The organism is uncultured Roseobacter sp. (genome assembly GCF_947491795.1).
GTDB lineage: Bacteria > Pseudomonadota > Alphaproteobacteria > Rhodobacterales > Rhodobacteraceae > Roseobacter.
Window position 1 is genome coordinate 137959 of the sequence record NZ_CANLKW010000003.1, and the last position, 19572, is coordinate 157530.

A 19572-nucleotide genomic window follows, 5' to 3' on the forward strand; every position below is an offset into this window, starting at 1 on the left:
ATGTCGAAGCTGAACAGCGCTCTGAGGACGCAACAGCCCGTGGCAGATACTCCCCTGAACTTTGAGCCGTCGCCTGACGACACCGGCAACCTGCGCCGCGCTTTCGGCTGCTATGCAACGGGCGTGACCGTGATCACCACAGAACGGCCCGAAGGCAGTCTGGGCATGACGGCAAACTCTTTTTCTTCGGTGTCGCTGGACCCACCGCTTGTTCTGTGGTGCCCGGCAAAAAATTCAAAACGTCACAATGCCTTTGTTGAGGCAGAGCGTTTTTCAATCCACGTTCTGGCGGCGGATCAGCTGCATGTTGCCCGTCATTTTGCGACCAGCGGCGATGGTTTCAGCACAGCCGACTGGGCCCCGGGGGCGGACGGCAGACCCATATTGCGCAACTGCCTCGCCGCCTTTGATTGCGTGCCTTACGCCGTGCATCCGGCGGGCGATCACTCGCTTGTTCTGGGGCTGGTCAGAAAAGTGACGCTGAACAACCGCAACGCACCCGGTCTGTTATTTGACCAGGGCCGGTTCGGCAGCTTTACGGAAACGACGCTTACCGCTCAGTAGTCGCGCTCAAAAAAGATGCCCACACCGGTGTTTCCGTCACCGTCGACGGACCCGCGCGCCTTGAAGGAATCCGTCAGGTCGATGTTCAGCGAAATCTCGGCATCACCGCCGGACGTGGTGACATCTGTGTAGACATTTTCGGAGATGTACTTGCCCGCACGTACTTCGGTCTCACCGCTGTCAGAGGTGGTGACATCAAAGTCATCGAGCCCGAAGCCTTCGCGCAGGTTGCCAATGATGCCTGAGCCGCCGCGGCCTGCCAGAGTGGCAACAGCGTTGGCCAGTTGCAGCGCCTGAAAGGCGGACAACTGGCTGATATCACGGCCAAAGAGCAGCTGCGCCAGCACTTCGTCCTCAGGCGCATCCGGATCAGAGACAAAAGACACCTCCAGATCATCGGCGGCCCCCTCGATCACAATGCTCGCCGTTCCGTCACGTGTCGTCGAGGTGGTTACAAAGCGGATATAGGGCGTCAGACTGCCCAGAAACTGAACCGACCCTTCGGTCAGATCATAGCGTTTTGCCAGAATATCCAGGCGACCACGGACCAGATCAAACTGACCGGCAGAGATGATGCGCGCAGTGGTTCCGGTGATCTCAAGGTTCCCGCCCAGTTCAGCATCGAGGCCGCGCCCCCTTACGAAAATACGCCCCGGCGCATTGACCACAATGCCTAGGCCAAAGACAGGCCCACCGGCTGACGCCCCCTGCCCGCCGCTGTCAGGCTTTGGGATAACATCCGCGCGCCGGCGCGTCACATTAACATCCCCCGGCGCGCCGACATGTGTGATGGGCGGAATGCTCCCGATGCTGGTCAGCCCCGTCGAAGGCACCGTGACAGTCGTGTCGCCGATATTGATCTCTCCGCCGATACGCGCACCGCCGCTGAGTGGGCCATTGATGCCGATATTGCCGTTCAGCGTCGTGGTATAGAGCCGCGGATCTGTCAGCACAGTATTGAGCAGCCGCACGGTCAGATCAGCGGGCAGCGACCCGCCCAGACCCAGACTGCCACCGGCCTCGATCCTGCCACCCGCAACTACGTCACCGCCCATATCAATCTGAGCCCTGCCGCCGGACAGATTGATCCTGGTGTCCAGTCCGGTCAGGCCAAGGCGCAGGTTCGGCGCAGTGAATGTAGCGCCGGAGGTCGTAATGCGCCCGCTGACAGCCTCGAGCCCCGGCGCGCCCTGCACGGCCAGATCAAACTGCGCCTGCCCCTGCAGACTGCGCGGCGCCAGAAAAGGCTGCGCGAGACCAAGTGGCAACGCGCCATCAATCGTCATATCCAGCATCCCGTCCGGCGCGACAGTCCCTGCGATGTCAGCGCGCGTGCCCGAAGGACCGAGCGCCTCTGTATCCACGCGCCAGGCCTCACCCGCCCGCGCGGCAAGGCCTTTGAGGTTCAGCGGACCCCGAATTTCCGGCACAAAAACCCCGATGTCCGGCAGATCCGCGGTGAAATTGACTGACGCGTCCGGTCCGGTGGCCAGACCATTGACGGCCACACGCGCCTGAAAGGGCCCGCCGGCTGTCGCATCGACACGGTAGCCCTGCGGAGATTGCCAGATACGCGCAGCGGCATCCAGCGGTCCGCTCGCCTGGGGGACCAGCGGGCTGATCTCTGGCAGGCTGACCGTGATGTTCATGTCTGCGTCCGGTCCGGTGACGAGGCCCGCCACAGTGAGCAACCCGTCATAGGGTGCCTCGACCTCACCGTCGACGGTCCAGCCGCGCGCATCCTGTGACGCTTCGGCCGTCACAACCACAGCGCCCTTATACTGTGGCAGCACCAGCGCGATGTCAGAAAGGGCAGCCCTGCCTGCCACGGCGCTCTGACCACTTTGCAGCGATGCATCTGCGGCCACATCCAGAGCTGCATTGCGCAGCAGCAGATCGCGCACGAATGTGCCCGACTGATCCCGGACAGCCTGCAGCGACAGCTCCGTCCGCCCTTTCATCAGCGCATCTGCCTGTTCAATCTGCAGCGTGATATCATCTGTGCTGCCCGCAATCCGCAGATCAAATGTACCGGCCAGGGGCGTGATATTGCCGGACACTTCCAGATCAGCGGCCCCCGCAACCGGCTGCCCGGCCAGAGGTGCAAACCGCGAAAGGTCAGCAGCTTTGACGGCCAGTGTCAGTCGCGTTGGAAAGCCGCCATCGAGGCCGCGGATAATGACATCGCCGTCCAGCCCGTAGTCCGCACCGGACACCCGCAAATCGCTGATCCGTATCGGCTGGCCTTCGATGTAGTTGATGTTGGCCTGGCCGGTCACGCTGTCGCCGAGGGCCGTTGCCACATCCGGGTCTGCAAGCTCAATACCCGTGGCCGCCAGATCAAGGTCAGTGAGCAGCTGCCCGATGCTGCCCGGCGTCCCTTCGAGCGTACCATCCAGCCTCAGCTGCGTTCGGGCGATCTGCACGTCTTTCTGCACAAGATCACGGATGTCAAAGTCACCCCTGAGCATATCGCCGTTGGCCGCGTCAAAATCCACCGACAGGGTCACGGCACTGATGGTTGTTCCGGCATCTGTCCCCGGCAGAACAACAGGCTCGCCGCCCTTGCCGATCTGTCCGTCCACATCGATAAAAGCAGGCCACCCGTCTTCGTTGATGCGCACGCTGCCCTCAAGCTGTGCCGCCGCCGAACGCAGAGCAAAACGGCTGACATCCACGGCACCGCTTGCCTCCAGCAGGGTATCCGCTGTCAGACCCACGTCCTGGCCAAAGAAATCGCGGTATTCCGGTGCCAGAATTGCGGTGATGTCGCCACCAATCTCTGCAATGATACGCCGGTCCGGCGCTGCGCCTTCTGCCTCTGGGGTCAGGGCGATCAGGTCCACGCGCCCTGCCATCCGGGGCGCGCCATCCGTGGCCAGGTTGATCTCGGCCGTGAACGCATCGAGCGGGCCCTCGCCCGCAACACTGAGATCGACGGACGGGTCTCCCGGCAGGTTCAGCAGATGGGATGCGATCCCTCCGGCTTCTTCCTCCAGATCGAGATCCAGCAGGATAATTTCGGTTTCCCGCGCAAACCCGGCCTTGAGCAAAAAACGCCCCGCAGCGCTGTCGAGGCGGTCAGCCGTCAGGTCCAGCTGTAGCCCGTCATCGTCCAGACGTGCCGCCGCCGCAACTTTCAGAACCGTCTCTTCGCCCAGCAAGGGAGCGCCCAGTTCAATGCGGCTGACCTCAAAGGCTTCGATATTGATGCTTACGGGCAGATCGGGCAGCGCAAATCCACCCGCCTCGGCTGCAGGCAGCTCCTCCGTTTCCTCCGCCTCTGGCAGACGGGGAAGTATCAGCGACGCGGCACTCAGCCTGTCCACCTGCAGGCGTCCGCGCAGCAGGGCGGCGCGGCTCCAGTTGAGCGTTACCTCTTCCAGCGTCAGCCAGATACCTTCGGCATCCGCGATCGTCATCCGGTCAAAAGACGCCTCTGAACTCAGCGCGCCGCGAAACCCGCTGATCTGGACATCGCGCCCGGCACCGGAGAGCGCATCCTCTATCGTGCGGGTCAGAAAGCCGCCGCCGTCATCGTCCTGCGCAAAAGCAGCAGGCACCAGAAGGCACAAGGAAATCAGCAGACCAAGTAGATGTCTCAAAACGATTGTCCTATGCCAATATAAATCTGAAAGGATGAGGCATCATCGTTGCCGGACGTTGCCGTGGCCAGATCCACACGGATCGGCCCGATCCCGGTGTCATAGCGCAGACCCACCCCTGCGCCGGATTGCCATTCGCCTGATCCATCAGGAAAGGATTCCTCGCCGATGTAGCCCGCGTCGATGAAACCCACATACCCCAGGCTGCCGGACGTACGGAAACGCATCTCTGCACTTAACCCCAGAAAAGACCGGCCGCCGACTTCGCGCCCACCGCCCAGATCCACACCCAGCGACTGGAAATCATGACCCCGCACCGTGCCACCGCCGCCGGAGTAAAACAGGAAATCAGCCGGTGCCACGTTAAGCGCCGGTCCGGCCACCGAGCCAAACTGCAACCGCAACGCCAGGGTGGTCGGGTTCGTCTCTCCAAAGGTGCGGTACCCGCGCAGATCGGCGGTGGTCAGCACGCCATTGTCCGCGCCGCTGAGCGCAACAAAGGGTGAGACTTCGACATCGGCATAATATCCCCGGCGCGCATCCAGCGGCCGGTCGCGATAGTCAAAAGTGGCACCTGCAGGGACCAGCAAAAGCGTATAATCGGCTTCACCAAAGTCGTCGCGCGTCTGCGCACGACGCAGCCCAAGTCCGAGCCGGTAGCTGCGCTGGTCAGATGCAATACGTTCAATCCCAGCCTCCACCGTCACCTGGCGCGAGAAGAAACTGACCTGATCCAATTGTTCGATTTCGGTCAGTGCATAAAAGCCTGTGTCCTCGTTAAAGGTTGCCGGACGATCAAAACGTGTCTCGAGACGGTAATCCGTGCCGCCGGTCTCCCCACCGATGCCCTTGATCTCTCCCTCAAAGCGCAGCCGCTCGGCACCGCCCAGCAGGTTGCGGTGCATCCAGAACGCACTGAGGGTCAGCCCCTCCAGCGTCGCCAGTTCGGCACCGAAACCAAACCGCCGTGGTTTTGCATCAGCCACTTTTACCGTCACGGGCAGGGCATCCCCAACCACCGGTCCATCGGCCTCGACCATCGCCACAGAGCTGAAAGCGCCGGTACGGCGCAGCCGGTCACCCGATGCGCGCAGTTCGTCAGGCGAGAATACCTCCCCCTCGGGCAGGCCTGCGATTTCAAGGATTCGCTTTGTGCGAACGGTGCTCTCCCCTTCAACCGACAGAGGGCCAAAACGGAAACGCGGTCCAGGGGCCAGAACCAGGTCTGCGTTGATCTCCTGTTGCGCGTGGCGTGCGGTCAGCGACTGGCTGGCCAGTTCCGCGCGGGCATGACCTGCGTCGCGCCAGCCATCGATCCCCGCGCTGGCCGTGTTTTTGAGCAATCCCAGCCCGGCGGTCTGGCCAGTGGCGAAACCCTCAGGCAGGTCTGTTCCCGGTGCAAGCGGCGCGATGGAGGCCCGGCCAAACCGGAAAACACGCCCGGGCCGGATCGTCACAACGGCCTGTCTGACAGACGAAGGCGGATTTACAGGGGGGATGGATGTCGCCTCGCGCCCATCCAGTTTGATCTCTATGACTGCGCCGAAATAGCCCGCATCGTAAAGCACCGCCAGAAGTCTCTGATAATCGGCCTGAGCAGTGGAGACGATTTCCTGTGGTGAAACAGCCTCTTCTGACGCGGCCTGCTCGACCAGGAGCGAGCCCCCCTCCAGCTGAACGCGCAGCGCTTCATCAAGCTCACCACGTATCTGAACATCAAATGCGGCTGCGGGCAGTGCCAACAGGCAGGAAAACAATACAGTTACGCAAACAGGGTACAGCGGTACCCACCTGGCCAAAGCCGAAAATCGCATAGTCTGCCCCCCAGGGCCTGCTCGTGAAAAGCACGACGGGCAGCGTCGTGCCGGAACTCGTAGTCCTGTGTAACGGGTTCCGCCACCGGACTGCAATCAGTCTGCTTGGGAAATTTGACGCACCCGCGCCGGTCAGCCGGTGCGGCGTGCGATGCACACCTGCCAGGGGCCGAGGTGCAGGCGGTTTTCCGCACCGGGACTGCAACCGCCCAGTTCCTGGGCGATGGTTTCCCATTCGCCAGGCGGCAGCGCATGCATGGACGGGGTGTCCGACATGTTAAAGGCACAGAACAGTGTTTCATCATCAGCAGAGCGGGTGAAATGCAGGACATCACCATAGGCAAAAACGCCGTCATGTGTCCCATGCCGCAGCGCCGGGTGTTCTTTGCGGAAGGCCAGCGCGTGGCGGTAATGCTGCAACAGCGATCCGGGCGCTTTCTCCTGAATATCGACGGCGTGTTCCAGGTGGCTGTGCGAAACCGGTAACCAAGGAACAGACGGTGTGAACCCCGCATTCAGTGCGTCGGCGGTCCAGGCCATGGGTGTCCGGCACCCGTCACGGCCTTTGAATTCCGGCCAGAATTCAATGCCATAAGGGTCCTGTATGTCTTCGAATGGCACCTCTGCCTCGGGCAATCCCAGCTCTTCTCCCTGATAAAGGCAGGCGGCACCGGGAAGGCACAGCAGAAGCGTCGCATGCAGCCGCAGCGCCGCCGGTGTCAGGTCCCAGCGGGACCCGTGGCGCATCACATCGTGGTTCGAAAACGCCCAAGCCGCCCCGCCATTTCCCGCAACACGCCCCAGCTCATCAAAGACCTGCGCGACCCTGGAGGCCGTCAGCTTTTCGCCTGCCAGAAACTCAAAGGCATAGCACATGTGCAGCGCGTCATTGCCGGACGTGTACTGCCCCAGCAGGTCCAGCCCATGCAGCGCGTCGCCGATTTCGCCCAGAGACGTGATTGCGTTGTATTCATCCAGCAGCGCGCGAAACCGGGCAAGAAACTCGAGGTTTTCAGGACGGTTCTTGGAAAACACATGGTCCTGGTGGTTATACGGGTTGACCGATGGGGTCAGCACCGCCGAACGCTCTTCTTTTGGCAGCGCAGGATTGTCGCGCAGATCCCGGTCCGCATAGTAGAAATTCACTGTATCCAGACGGAAACCGTCTACCCCGCGGTCCAGCCAGAACCGCGTCACACCCAGCAATGCGTTCTGTACATCCTCGCTGTGGAAGTTCAGATCGGGCTGCGACGTCAGGAAATTGTGCAGATAGTATTGTTCGCGCTGTGCATTCCACTGCCACGCGGGACCACCAAAGATAGACAACCAGTTGTTTGGCGCAGTGCCATCGGGTTTCGGATCTGCCCAGACGTACCAGTCGCTGCGCGGGCCTTCGCGGCTGGCCCGGCTTTCGATGAACCATGGGTGCTGATCAGAGGTATGAGACAGCACAAGATCGATCATAACGCGCAGACCATGATGGTGTGCGGCCTCAACCAAGGCATCAAAATCGGCCAGTGTGCCGAACATCGGATCGACATCACAGTAGTCGGTCACATCATAGCCAAAGTCTTTCATCGGCGAGGTGAAGAAAGGAGAAATCCAGATCGCATCCACACCCAGCGAGGCAATATAACCCATCCGGTCTACGATCCCGCCCAGATCGCCGATACCATCGTCGTTGCTGTCCTGAAAACTGCGCGGATAGATCTGGTAAATTGTGCAGCCTTTCCACCAGTCGGGGTCTGTCTGCAATTGTGTTTGCTGAACCATCTTTTCCTCAGGTCGCTGTGTGCCCGGTCAGGGCCACAGGTAACCACCATCCGACAGGAATAAAACCCTGCAGCACGGGCCGGCCGGTCAAAATCAGGTAAAAAAGCGTGCTGCTGCACAGTGGCGCTGCACTCAGGGCTGCGTCAGACAGTGGCCCCGTCTGACGCGACACCGACATCTATTCCGACGGCCAGCGTCGCCAGGATTTCACCACCCGAATCGACGTATTCATAGATCGTGAACTGCTCGCCGCTGCCGTCCGTCACAGTGCCCAGCCCGGCATCCCACAGGCTCTCGCCTGCGCCCGTGGTCACGTTCAGAGTATCGCCGGTTTCACCATAGATCGTGACACTTTCCGGCAAAGCCGCGCCAAGCAGTGCCTCCAGATCCGTGTCGGGCGTATCGGACAATGACACGATGTCTGCAAGATCCAGTTCAAGCGCGTCCGCGCGCCCGTTGTCCATGTCAATTGCCTCAATCCCCGACAGGTCAGTTGCCGCCAGCAGTGCCGTGATGTCAGCAACATCCGCCGCAAAAACGTCGCGCCCAACGCCCCCGCGGACCACGTCAGTGCCAACCGGCATTTCGCTCGCTGTGATCCGGTCGTCACCATCACCCGCCAGAACGGTGTCGTCCCCGGCACCGGCGTTGATGATGTCATCCCCATCATAGGCAAGAATGACATCATCACCGGCCCCGCCGTTGATCGTATCGTCCGCGTCGCTGCCAAAGAGCAGATCCGCATCGTTCAGACCCGTGATGACCTGTGCGCCGTCCGCACGTCCAAGCGCATCGAGCGAAGTCAGTTCCAGCTCAGCTGTGCTTTTGTCGCCATCCGTGTCAAAGCGCGCCGTAATCGTCAGACGGTTATCATTGCCCAGAAGATCAGCGATATTTTCAATTGAGGCCAGCGGGAGTTCATAGTCGATGCCCTCCAGCCGGAGCCCCGCAATCGTCTCGTCAGCGATTTCGCCACGATCAACCCCGTCTGCTTCGAGCACGACAGAAAGATCGATCAGCTCAGGTGCAAAAAGAGGCGTCTCCTGAAAGGCCGCCGCCAGATCCGAAGGGGACGCAAGCAAACTGGCGTCCGGGTCCACATCCCTCAGCTGAACCAAATCCGCGTTGCCAAAACCAAATGCGCTTATGAAAACCGGGTCCCGCCCGTCGGCAGGGTTGGTCAGATCCGCAAGAGACGTCTCCCAGCCTCCGCTGGATGGTTTGCCATCGGTTACAAAGATCATGTAGTTCGTCTGGCTGGCCGGCTCTTCCAGCAGAAACTCGCCCGCCTCACTGAATGCCTCCTGCCAGTTTGTCCCCGTCCCCAGGTAGGGCAGGCCTAGGATCACAGAGGACAGGTCGTCGCTTTGCAGATCGACCTTTGCGGAAGACGAAGCGAATGATGCGAATGTCACAAAGCGCAGGTCCACCTGTGTGGACGAGCCCGCAAACTGATCCGCAAGTATCTGCATCGCATCATCCACAGACTGCAGCAGACTGGCCCAGAGGTCTGTCGAAATACTGCCCGAACTGTCCATAACAACCGCGAGGTTCACCCGTGTTGTCGGCGCGTCGTTTTCTACGTCAAAGACGACCGCACCGGCGGCGGTATCCGCAGTTGCATGGCGAGACACGCCGATCGTCACACTCTGATCGCCATCCGTAACATCGGCGTTTTCAACCTCGATCTCGACAATACCGGTGGTCTGGCCACCATCACCATCCGCAACCGTATAGGTAAAGCGGTCGACACCCATAAAGCCCGGATCAGGAATATACGTGAACGTCCCGTCAGAACCGATTGATACACTTCCATTTTCCGGAGCATCACCGCCCGCTGCAAAAGTCAGCGGACCGGTGCCGTCAATGTCGAGGGCTGTCAGCGTATCCGCAACGGCGATACCATCTGTCGTCTCAAAAATACTGGTCCGGCTGACGATCGGCGCGTCGTTTGTGCCGGTCACGGTCACCGTCACCGTTTCGTCGTCAAAAGCGCCAAACTCATCTGTCACGCGCACGGTCAGCGTTTCTGCAGCCGTTTCGCCTGCTTCCAGCGGGTCAGCTGCAGCGTTGTCGATGGTGTAGGTCCAAACCCCACTCGCTGTTACCGAGAAAACGCCATAAACTGCGGAGGATGCCGCAATCGTCCATGTCAGCACAGAAATGTCATCTGCATCCGTGGCCGCGAGAGTTCCCGAGATGCTGGTATCCTCGACGGCCTCGTCGATGTCTCCGCTCAGATCGCTGTCACCCGCGCTTGCTACAGGCGCGTTGTTAATACCGGTCAGCGTGATCGACACCTGCTGGTCCGTCGACGCAGCCGCAGCATCCGTAACGGTCGCTGTAAAGGTTACGACTTCGGTTTCGCCCTGAGAGATACGGCGCGCACCGTCCGGGTCCAGGGTAAAGGTCCAGGTGCCACCAGGATCGACACTGAACGCGCCGAACTCGCTGGTTCCGGTACCCGACCAGGTTTGCGTGTCGCCCGGGTCGATGTCACCGGCAACGAGATCGCCACTGACCGTTTCCACGGTCGGACCAACCGTAAGAGACCCGGTCAGATCAGACGATCCGGGGATGACAAACGGCGCGTCGTTTGTCTGGGTCACAGTAAGCGTAACCACGCCATCAGATGTCAGACCGTCGGGGTCCGTGACGCGGAAACCGAAACTGTCAGTGCCAGCAAAATCGGTATCCGGCGTGTAGGAATAGGTACCGTTGTCCTGCAGCACCAGTTCACCGTTGGCAGGTGCACTCAGGACAGAAAACGCGAGGACGTCGCCGTCGATATCGGTCGCAGGTGCGGTTCCGATCAGAATACCATCTTCCGGGACACTGGCAGCACCGGCGGTCGCCACCGGTGCGTCGTTTACCGGCAGAACTTCGACAAACACAATACCCTGCGCGGTATCACCTTCTTCGTCCACCACAGTAAAGCTGAAGCTGTCCGTCCCGTTGAAATCGGGGGCCGGCTCAAAACTGAACGATCCATCCGGATTAAAGGAGACGGTTCCTGCGCCGGGCGGTGCGGACAGCGAATAGATCAGCGTGCCTGTCCCGCCAACGACATCGACCTGTCCGGAGATCGCGCTGGCGCCGGATGCATCCTCAGGGCCTGACACGGTGAAAATCTGTGGTTCGTCGCTGAGGTCGGGTTGCAGTTCGCCATCATCAAACGGCACAAAATCATCCGTGTCGTCGGCATCGACATCCGGCACTGTTTCGATGGTGGTTGGTTCGTCTATGGAGTCGACCTGGAGGCTGTTGTCACCTGTAAGTCCGCTGCCCGACGGCAAAGGAGAAACATCCGGATCGCTGAGCGTCACAAATGTGTCACCGCTGTCAACGCGCGCAACAGCGGAACGGAAAGCAGCGAAGGCCTCCGCGATCAGAAGATTGTCATCCGCATCATCCTGAAGGGTGCGCAGAACTTCACGTGTTTCTCCACCGGCAGACGAGACCAGCCATTTGGTGTCCGTGTCAGTAATATTGGCGACGAGGTTGCCATCAGCGTCCCGCAACTCAACAATGCCAACACTGCCATCCGGGTCGCGGGTCAGGGTGACCGCACTGGTCACAACACCGCCTGTGGCAGTGACCTGCACCAGAACGGTCGTACCGCGGATACCCATAGTGGACGACGGGGTGCTGACTTCCATATCTCCGGTTTTGGCGACCTGCCCGGCGATGAAAACAAAGCTGCCCTGCAGCAGGCTGAACCCCCCGGCATTCTCCGTCGACTCCGGATCATAGATAAGTTCGTCGATCACCATCCGCGAGGCCGACGCCAGCGTGAAAATTGTTCCGTCGACAAAAGTAACAGAAACCGCTGCGCCGTCAGCCGTCTGGATCACATCCTGCTCATAGATCCGCGATCCGACCTGCAGCACCTCAACCGTGCCATCTGTCCGCTGTACCGTGGCCTCGCCGTTCACGGTCTCGACCTGACCGATCGGGTTACCGCCCGGGGCAACAGCACCGGTCTGCGCATACTGACCCGGCGCCAGTGGTCCGGCCAGAAGCGCAATCGTTTCGCCCTTGAGAACAGCGCCGTTCGGATCATAAATGTCGAACGGATTTTGGCTCAGGAAATAGCCTGGAATGAAAACATCCGGCATACCATCGTGTGAAATAAAAAGATCGGATCCGGACCGCGTGAACGTCCCGGCAAACAGCTGGTCGCTGTTTTCAACGGTCAACCGGCCGTCACTGCCCGCAATGAGTGCAACAACAGCTTCAGAAGGCTGACGGATCCCTGTGATCTGCAAAGACACTTCAGTATTCCCAGTACAAACAACTTAATCAGTTTTTTAACAATTACCGCGCGGCCCGTATGTGAACCACGACACATTCCCCTGACAATTGCCCAAATGCTGCCACAATTCAGCGCAAGAGCAACTTTTTAGCTCGATTATTAACACTTTAGAAACAATTAGACGAATCCCACAGGGTTGATCCGCTCAGCTTTTTGGTCACAAATGGTCCTCAGGAATTCAAAAGTCGGCCTTGATGCTGATATTGTTCACAAATTAACCGTCAGGCCTGCGCCCCTATGAAAGACTGGTTTTCCAAGTGGCTCGGCTGGATCAGGGTTTTTGCCTTTTTAGGGCTGCTGTTCGGTCTGGCGATTCGGGTTGGTGACCCGCTGCCGCTGGCCACGCTGCGGAACGCTGCATTTGATTTTTATCACCAGTCAAAGCCGCGCGATCTCGCCCAGCTGCCCGTCACAATCCTTGACGTTGACGACACAAGTATTGAAGAGATCGGCCAATGGCCCTGGCCCCGGACCCGTGTCGCAGAGCTTGTGACGAGGGCGACCATGGACGGTGCCGTCGCCATAGGGTTCGATATTGTGTTTTCAGAACCCGACAGGCTGTCCCCGCCCCAGATCGCAAGGGACAATCCGGACATGCCAGGGGAACTGGCAGAACAGTTGCGCAGGATGCCGGAGAATGATGCACTGCTGGCTGAGGCTTTTGCAAAATCACGTGTGATCGTCGGTCAGGCGACGGTCCGGTCGCTCGCCGGGAACCGCTCCGAAAAACGTGAGATGGTCGATATGCCCCCGGCTCTGATCGGCCCGGATCCGAGGCCCTTTCTGCTGAGCTTTCCGGACATTCTGCAGAACCTGCCGGAGCTGGAAGCGAATGCTGCCGGACGCGGAATGTTTGCAACGCGGCCTGATCCGGACGGTGTCTACCGCAGGGTGCCACTGGTGATGCTGGTCCAGGGCAAAATACGGCTGGGACTGACGCCTGAGCTGTTACGGGTCGCGACCGGCGGCGGCACCTATGCGATACGCACGAACGAGGCCGGCATCGAGGGGGTCGTTCTGGCGCGCCAGCTTGTTCCAACCGCACGCGATGGCACTGTCTGGCCCTATCTGACCCCTTCGTCCGCGGCCCGATACGTGCGCGCGGCGGACCTGCTGGAGGGACGAATGCCGCCCGGGCGAATGGCAGGTCATCTGGTGCTGGTGGGGACCTCTGCCATCGGGTTGGAGGATTTTCGCGCCACCCCGCTGGGCGTGCCGATGGCCGGGGTGGAAATCCATGCCCAGGTGTTGGAAAACATTATGGCCAAAACGCTGCTGAACCGGCCCAACTATGCGATTGCCGTCGAGCTGGTTCTGACGCTGGTGCTGTGTTCGCTGGTGATCATTTTTGCACCCAGCCTGACCGCGCGGCTGCTGATTTCCAGCTCGATGGTGTTGCTGGCGGGTTATGTCGCCTGGTCGTATTACATGTTTTACGAACACCGAGTTCTGGTGGACCCGACGTTCCCTGTGCTCGCAACGGCCACAGCGATCATGCTGATCTCGACCGTGAATTACCTGCGCGAGGAACGTCAGCGGCGCGAGATCAGAAATGCCTTTGGCCAGTATGTCTCGCCTGATCTCGTCAACCAGCTCAGTGAGAACCAGGGCCAGCTGACCCTCGGCGGAGAATCGCGAGAACTCACACTCCTGTTCAGCGATGTGCGTGGCTTTACCGCCATTGCAGAGGATTTCAGGGACGACCCACAGTCCCTGACGGTCCTGATGAACCGCTTCCTTACCATCCTGTCCAAAGCTATCATGGACAACAAAGGTACCATCGACAAATTTATGGGCGACGCGGTCATGGCCTTTTGGAACGCGCCGCTGGATCACGACCAGCACCCCCATGCCGCCTGCCACGCCGCGCTGCGCATGATCGCGGATGTGGAAAAATTCAACACGCGGCGCGCCCGCCCCGGCGCGCGGCGCGCCCGCCCCGGCGCGCGGCGCGCCCGCCCCGGCGCGCGGCGCGACAAGGCAGACGGGCGCTCTACACACCGGCTCAACGTCGGGATTGGGATCAACACCGGACAGTGTGTCGTCGGCAACATGGGAAGCGATACCCGCTTTGACTATACCGCTCTGGGCGATCCGGTGAATGTTGCATCGCGGCTGGAAGGACAATCGCGCTATTATGGCTGCGCGATCATTCTGGGTCAGACGACCGCTGCGTTTGTGCGCGACGACATGGCTCTTCTCGAACTGGACCGGATACGCGTGGTCGGCAAAGAGGTGCCGGAAACTGTTTTCGGGCTCTTCGGACACGACAGGCTGCGGTCTGATGCGTCGTTTCAGGCACTGACTGCCGCAAACGACCGGATGCTGGCGGCCTACCGCGAGCGGGACTGGGACACAGCAGACAGCACTCTTGCGTCACTGTCCGGGCTGAGCCGCGCTGCCGGTGTTGATCTGGAAGAATACCTGGAGCTTTATCGCGGCCGTATCGCTGACCTGCGCGTCGACCCGCCACCCCACGACTGGGACGGGGTCTATGCCTCTACCGGAAAGTAACCGCTCAGCGCTCGCGCAGTGCTTCAGCGCGTGCGCGCAGGATCGGTTTCGCAAGGTAGGATAAAACTGTTTTCTCGCCGGTCTGAATATCAACCGACGCAATCATGCCCGGCGTAATCGGCAAGGGGTTTTCATCTGTCCCCAGCCACGCCTTGTCAGTCCGCACGATCACGCGGAAAAACTCCTGGCCTTCCCCGGTTGTGATTGTATCTGCACCGATACGCACAACTTCACCGTTCAGCGCACCGTAAACCACATAGTCATAAGCAGATATCTTGACCGATGCAGGCTCACCCGTCCGCACAAAGGCAATGTCGCGGGGGCCAAGGTCTGCCTCAATCAGCAGGCTGTCATCGGCAGGCACAATTTCGATCAGGGCCGCACCGGGCTGCACAACCGCGCCGATGGTCGTTGCATTCACCCGGTTGATCGTGCCGCGCACGGGCGCGCGCAGTCTGGACCGGGTGACACGGTCGTTTGCACTGCGCAGCGTTTCCTGAACCACCGCCAGTTCCAGTTGCAGTTTTGCCAGACGCTGCCGCGCTGTCAGCACATAGGCCGACCGGGCGGCGCTGATCTGGTTCTGCGCTTCCATGATCGCAGCCTCAAGCCTGGGTTCACTGGCCTGGCTGACGGCGATGTCACCGTTCAGCTCAGCAAAACGCGCCTGCAGACGCAAAAGCTCGATTTGCGGCACCAGCCCACGATCAAACATATCCTGCGTCAGCGTTATTTCCTCGGCCAGGGGTGCCAGGATATCGCGTGTCCGCTGGCGGATCGCGCGCACCTCGTCCAGCTCGCTGCGCCGCTGCTTAAGCTGAGAGGCCAGCACTTCAAGCTCGCGGGTTAACTGTTCGCGGCGGCTGGCGAAAACCTGTTCTTCTGCGGTTGTTGCCAGCGGCGCACGGGCAATCAGATCGTCCGGATAAACCAGCGCTTCCAGGAAGGCGGCCTCGGCTTCCAGACGGTGGGTTTCCGCGAGGATGGCGGCCTCGCGTTCCAGCAGCTGGCCACGTTCGGCATCAAAGCGCGTATCGTCAATCTGCATCAGCACGTCTCCGGCCTCGACAAGATCTCCCTCACGCACAGAGATATCCCGCACGATCCCGCCTTCAGAGCTCTGGACGACCTGCACCTGCTGTGAGGGGATCACCCGGCCGGTTGCCCTGGCTGTTTCTTCGATGCGGTGTGTTGCCGCCCAGCCCAGAAAAGCCGCAATGCCAAGGGCCGAAACCAGCAACAACCGCCAGGGCCCGCGATCGCGGTCGCCCGGGCCAGCCGAGCCGATGTTGTTGACAAAGAGATCTTCCTCTCGGTTACCGAACACGGGCATCTCCCTCGTCGCCGGCCTGTGCAGCGCCCATAGCGCGCAGCCGCTCCATGATATCGTCCGGTGGGCCATCCATGACCGCGCGCCCCTGATCCATCACCACCAGCCGCCCGGCCATTGCCGCCAGCGATTGCCTGTGGGTCGAGATCAGCATGCCCATGCCGCCGCGGTTCAGCTCCTGCAACCGTTCAACAATCTGCTGTTGCATGCGCTGATCCATTGCGTTTGTCGGCTCATCAAGAAACAGCGTCGCCGGGCGACGCAGCAGCAGCCGCGCCAGAGCGATCCCCTGCCGTTGCCCCCCGGACAAACGGCTGCCCTGCTCGCCGAGAAAAAGGTCGAGCCCTTCGGGTACTGCGGCCACGAATTCATCCATCGCGGCAAAGTACAACGCGCGCCCGATCTCTGCGTCTGTCGCCGCCGGAGCGCCGATCACCAGGTTCTCGCGCAGTGTGCCGGTAAAGAGCTCCGGCGACTGTGGCAGATACCCGATGCTGCGCCGCAGCTCTGCAGGCTCATACTGTTCCAGCGCGATCCCATCGACGAGGACGCTGCCAGCTTCGGGCTTCAGCAGCCCGGAAACGACCTTGCCCACTGTTGTCTTGCCGGACCCGACACGCCCCAGCAAAGCAACGCATTCCCCCGGTTTCATGTCCAGACTGAAGCCGGACAGTGCCGGGCGTTGTGCTTCCGGATAGGTAAGACTCACCTCGTGCAGCGAGATGGCACCCCTGGAGACAGCCGCATCAGAGCGCACAGCCCCCTGCTGCTCCACCGGCAGGGACATAAACCTGTTCAGCGCCCCGAGTGCACGGAAGGCGTATTGCGCCCGGAAGATGGTCTGGGCAATTGTGCCCAGTGGTGCCAGCACCCGCCCGGCCAGGATGTTTGCGGCGATCAGCCCGCCGATCGTGATCTGCCCTTCTGATACCAGAAAAACACCCCAGACGATGATCAGAACACTGACAGACTGCTGCACCAGTATGGTGCCATTCGCCGCCACATTCGACCAGAACCGGGTGCGCCCGTTTACCTGAGAAGACGCCGTAACGGCGGCCTCCCACTCGCGTTGCATCACCGGCTCGGCGTTCAGGCTTTTGATCGTTTCAATACCGGTCAGGGATTCGACCAGCACCACATGACGTTTGGTAGCCATTTGTTGTGCACGGCCTGCCGCACGCCCCAGTGGCAGCTGCGCCAGAAGCGCCAGGACCAGGACCACCGGCACCGCGCACAGGGGCACAAGCGCGATCGGACCAACGATAAAGTACAGTGCTGCAACAAAAATTCCGATAAAGGCCAGATCGATGACAGCGACAAAGGTGGCAGAGGCAAAGAACTCCCGCACGACTTCAAAATCGCGGATCGTGCTGACAATCCCTGCCGCCCCTCCCGGCCTGCCCAGCAGCCTTGCCTGCATTGCCTGACGGAAAAGCGCCGAGGCCACCTTCAGATCCACGCGGCGGCTGATGTTTTCAAGGATATTCGCCCGGATGGTGCGCATCACCAGATCCATCGCCAGTGCGATGCCAACCCCTGCGGCCAGTGTCCACAGCGTCACATAGGCAAGATTTGGGATGACCTTGTCGTAAACGTTCATAACGAAAAGCGGCAGCGCAAGGGTCAGCAGGTTCAGCAGGAATGCCGCGAGCAGGACCTGCAGCCAGCCCGACCAGCTGGCGCGTACCGGTTGCCAGAACCAGTGGCCGCGCGGTGCAGCGGCGGAAACCGCCTGAGGGGACAGCATTCCTGCGGCACGGTCATCCGCAGGTGTCACCAGCAGAACATCCGGCCTGATCATGCGCCTCAGCGCAGAGGTTTTCATCTCGGTCACCAGACCGCCTGCTACGGGATCGACTGCAGTGACATTTTTGCCCCGGCCCGCCAGCCCGGTCACAATCAGCGGCCCACCCGACGTGCGGAATACAACAAATGGCAGCGCAACGGGATCAACACGTGCAGGGTCCCGCCGGATCAGCCTGCAGCGCAGTCCCACCGCTTCCAGCGCACGGGCGAGCAGCCCCGGATCCGCCGGGTCCGCACCCTGTGGCAGGCGTGACGCAACGGCTGTTTCAGAAAATGTGCAACCGAAATGCGCAGACAGCCAGTGAACAACCCGGAAACGGTCGGACACCGGCGGGGTCCCCATCGGCACGGCCTTTGGGGCGGTGCCATCCTCGGGGCTCACTTCAGCGGCTCTATCGTTACGTCGAACACGTTTACCGGATTTGACGCCGCGCGGTCCCGGAACTCAGGCTTCAGCGCCAGTTCGCTTTTGGGCAGCCCGAAATGATCGGCCAGGCGGCTTTGAGCGGCCAGGGCCCGATAGGTGCTGAAAACAAGCCCCGACTGTGCGCCCACGCTCTCAAACTCTACCGTGAACCGCGCGCGCTCCACTTCCAGCAGGTCCAGCAGGGTACGTTTTGCAGCCTCAAATTCGTCCCCGTATACTTCGACAATCGAACGGTTGATCCGCAGCTGATCCGACAGCTGCGACGCGCGCTGACGGTCGGTGGTATAGGTATTCCATGTCCGTGCAGCCAGTTCACGGATATCGCGAACTGCAACTTCCTGAGCAGCAATGGCACGGCTGTTCATTGCCGCAAGCGCGTTTTTCTCGGCCTTGCGCCCGCCCTGGTAGATCGTCCAGCGCATACCCACACCGATGCTCTCGTCTGTGCGGGTGCTGCGGACACCGTTTCTGTTGATGTCACGCACGACGCCTGCGCCCAGCGTGAACTGCGGATAGCGGTCGGCCAGAGCGGCCTCTGTTTCAGAGCGTGTCTGATCAATCTGCGTTCTGGCAAAGAGCAGCCGATAGCTGTTTTTGAGCGCGTTTTCCGTCAGCTCCTGCAGAGATTTTGGCGCAGGGGCGGCAGGCGTGCTCATCCCCCCAGATGGTGCGCGCCCGACAACCCGTTCGTAACGTGCATTGGCATCGCGCAGTGCGCGTTCCACTTCGAGCTGCGCAAGCTTTGCGGACCGGATCCGGTCCTCGATGGTCAGCTGATCGCTGAAAGGCAGCCGTCCGCCCTCTACAAGACCGGTGACCTGGCGCCCGATCTCTTCGTGTTTGGAGACATTCCGGCGGGCCACTTCCAGCAGAGTGCGGTGGCGCGCCACATCAATATAGGCTTCGGTCGCATTAAGCGCCATTGTCTCGGACGCATCCAGAAGGCGGAAAATGCTGCCATCGACCCGCGCCGCATTGGCGTACACAAGGTTGGAGCGGCGATACCCGTCAAAGAGTACGATTTCGGCACGCACGCCGATCTGGTTGCGCGGCTTGCCGGAGAAATTGTCTTCGACCGATAATGAGGTCGGATCATCGACCCGCTGGTAGCCCGTTTCACCCGAAACTGTGACCGTTGGCAGATACTGACCGCGCAGCTGCATCAGTTCCCACGCCGCCGTACGCATTTCAGCCGCATTGGCCCGCACCGACGGATTGGTTGTCACCGCGAACCTGACAGCGTCACGCAGACTTTCCGCCTGAACCGGCTGCGCCACCGGCGAGGCCAGGAGCAGTGCGCACAACAGCTTTTGCATGATCTTCAAGACACATCCCCCGCAGGCAAAACAGCCCACAACCCTTTAAACTGCCTTTACGTTAACCGACTGCCGGGAAAAAGCAATCTGAAGCAAAAGCCGCAACCA

The 19572-nt window shown here is 60.7% G+C and carries 9 protein-coding genes; 2 read left to right on the plus strand and 7 right to left on the minus strand.

What is annotated here, in order from left to right; translation table 11 throughout:
* Window positions 1-39: 39 nt before the first annotated feature.
* Window positions 40-564, plus strand: coding sequence for a flavin reductase family protein (locus tag Q1A34_RS12640; RefSeq protein ID WP_300034473.1), 525 nt, complete (start codon window positions 40-42; stop codon window positions 562-564).
* On the opposite strand, the gene Q1A34_RS12645 is transcribed toward Q1A34_RS12640, so the two are convergent.
* The 4 genes from Q1A34_RS12645 to Q1A34_RS12660 all read right to left on the minus strand — a co-directional run bounded on the left by Q1A34_RS12645 (window position 558) and on the right by Q1A34_RS12660 (window position 12030).
* A complete protein-coding gene (locus Q1A34_RS12645; RefSeq protein ID WP_300034474.1) occupies window positions 558-4169 on the minus strand; it encodes a translocation/assembly module TamB domain-containing protein in 3612 nt (1203 codons plus the stop codon). The two genes, Q1A34_RS12640 and Q1A34_RS12645, sit on opposite strands and share 7 nt — an antisense overlap.
* Entirely contained in the window at window positions 4166-5911 is a 1746-nt protein-coding gene (locus tag Q1A34_RS12650) for an autotransporter assembly complex family protein (RefSeq protein ID WP_300034475.1), read from the minus strand. The genes Q1A34_RS12645 and Q1A34_RS12650 overlap by 4 nt, the downstream gene beginning before the upstream one ends.
* A gap of 204 nt (window positions 5912-6115) precedes the next feature.
* Window positions 6116-7756 carry an alpha-amylase family glycosyl hydrolase gene (locus Q1A34_RS12655; RefSeq protein ID WP_300034476.1) on the minus strand — a complete coding sequence of 547 codons (1641 nt, stop codon included), beginning with the start codon at window positions 7754-7756 and terminating at the stop codon, window positions 6116-6118.
* Between the two features lie 143 nt (window positions 7757-7899).
* Window positions 7900-12030: an Ig-like domain-containing protein gene (locus Q1A34_RS12660; protein ID WP_300034477.1), complete on the minus strand. Its 4131-nt coding sequence runs from the start codon at window positions 12028-12030 to the stop codon at window positions 7900-7902.
* A 278-nt stretch (window positions 12031-12308) separates the two neighbouring features.
* Between Q1A34_RS12660 and Q1A34_RS12665 the strand changes: the two genes are divergently transcribed.
* Window positions 12309-14585: a CHASE2 domain-containing protein gene (locus Q1A34_RS12665; protein WP_300034478.1), complete on the plus strand. Its 2277-nt coding sequence runs from the start codon at window positions 12309-12311 to the stop codon at window positions 14583-14585.
* A 4-nt stretch (window positions 14586-14589) separates the two neighbouring features.
* Here the strand turns inward: Q1A34_RS12665 and Q1A34_RS12670 are convergent, their stop codons facing one another.
* The 3 genes from Q1A34_RS12670 to Q1A34_RS12680 are packed head-to-tail and all read right to left on the minus strand — an operon-like array spanning window position 14590 to window position 19464.
* Entirely contained in the window at window positions 14590-15912 is a 1323-nt protein-coding gene (locus Q1A34_RS12670) for an HlyD family type I secretion periplasmic adaptor subunit (RefSeq protein WP_300034479.1), read from the minus strand.
* Window positions 15902-18103 (minus strand): type I secretion system permease/ATPase, encoded by a 2202-nt coding sequence (locus tag Q1A34_RS12675; RefSeq protein ID WP_300034480.1) that lies wholly within the window; start codon window positions 18101-18103, stop codon window positions 15902-15904. Before Q1A34_RS12675 ends, Q1A34_RS12670 begins: the two co-directional genes overlap by 11 nt.
* The gene (locus tag Q1A34_RS12680) at window positions 18100-19464 is read right to left on the minus strand and encodes a TolC family protein (protein WP_300034481.1); all 1365 of its coding nucleotides are present in this window, start codon (window positions 19462-19464) and stop codon (window positions 18100-18102) included. The genes Q1A34_RS12675 and Q1A34_RS12680 overlap by 4 nt, the downstream gene beginning before the upstream one ends.
* Window positions 19465-19572: the final 108 nt, after the last annotated feature.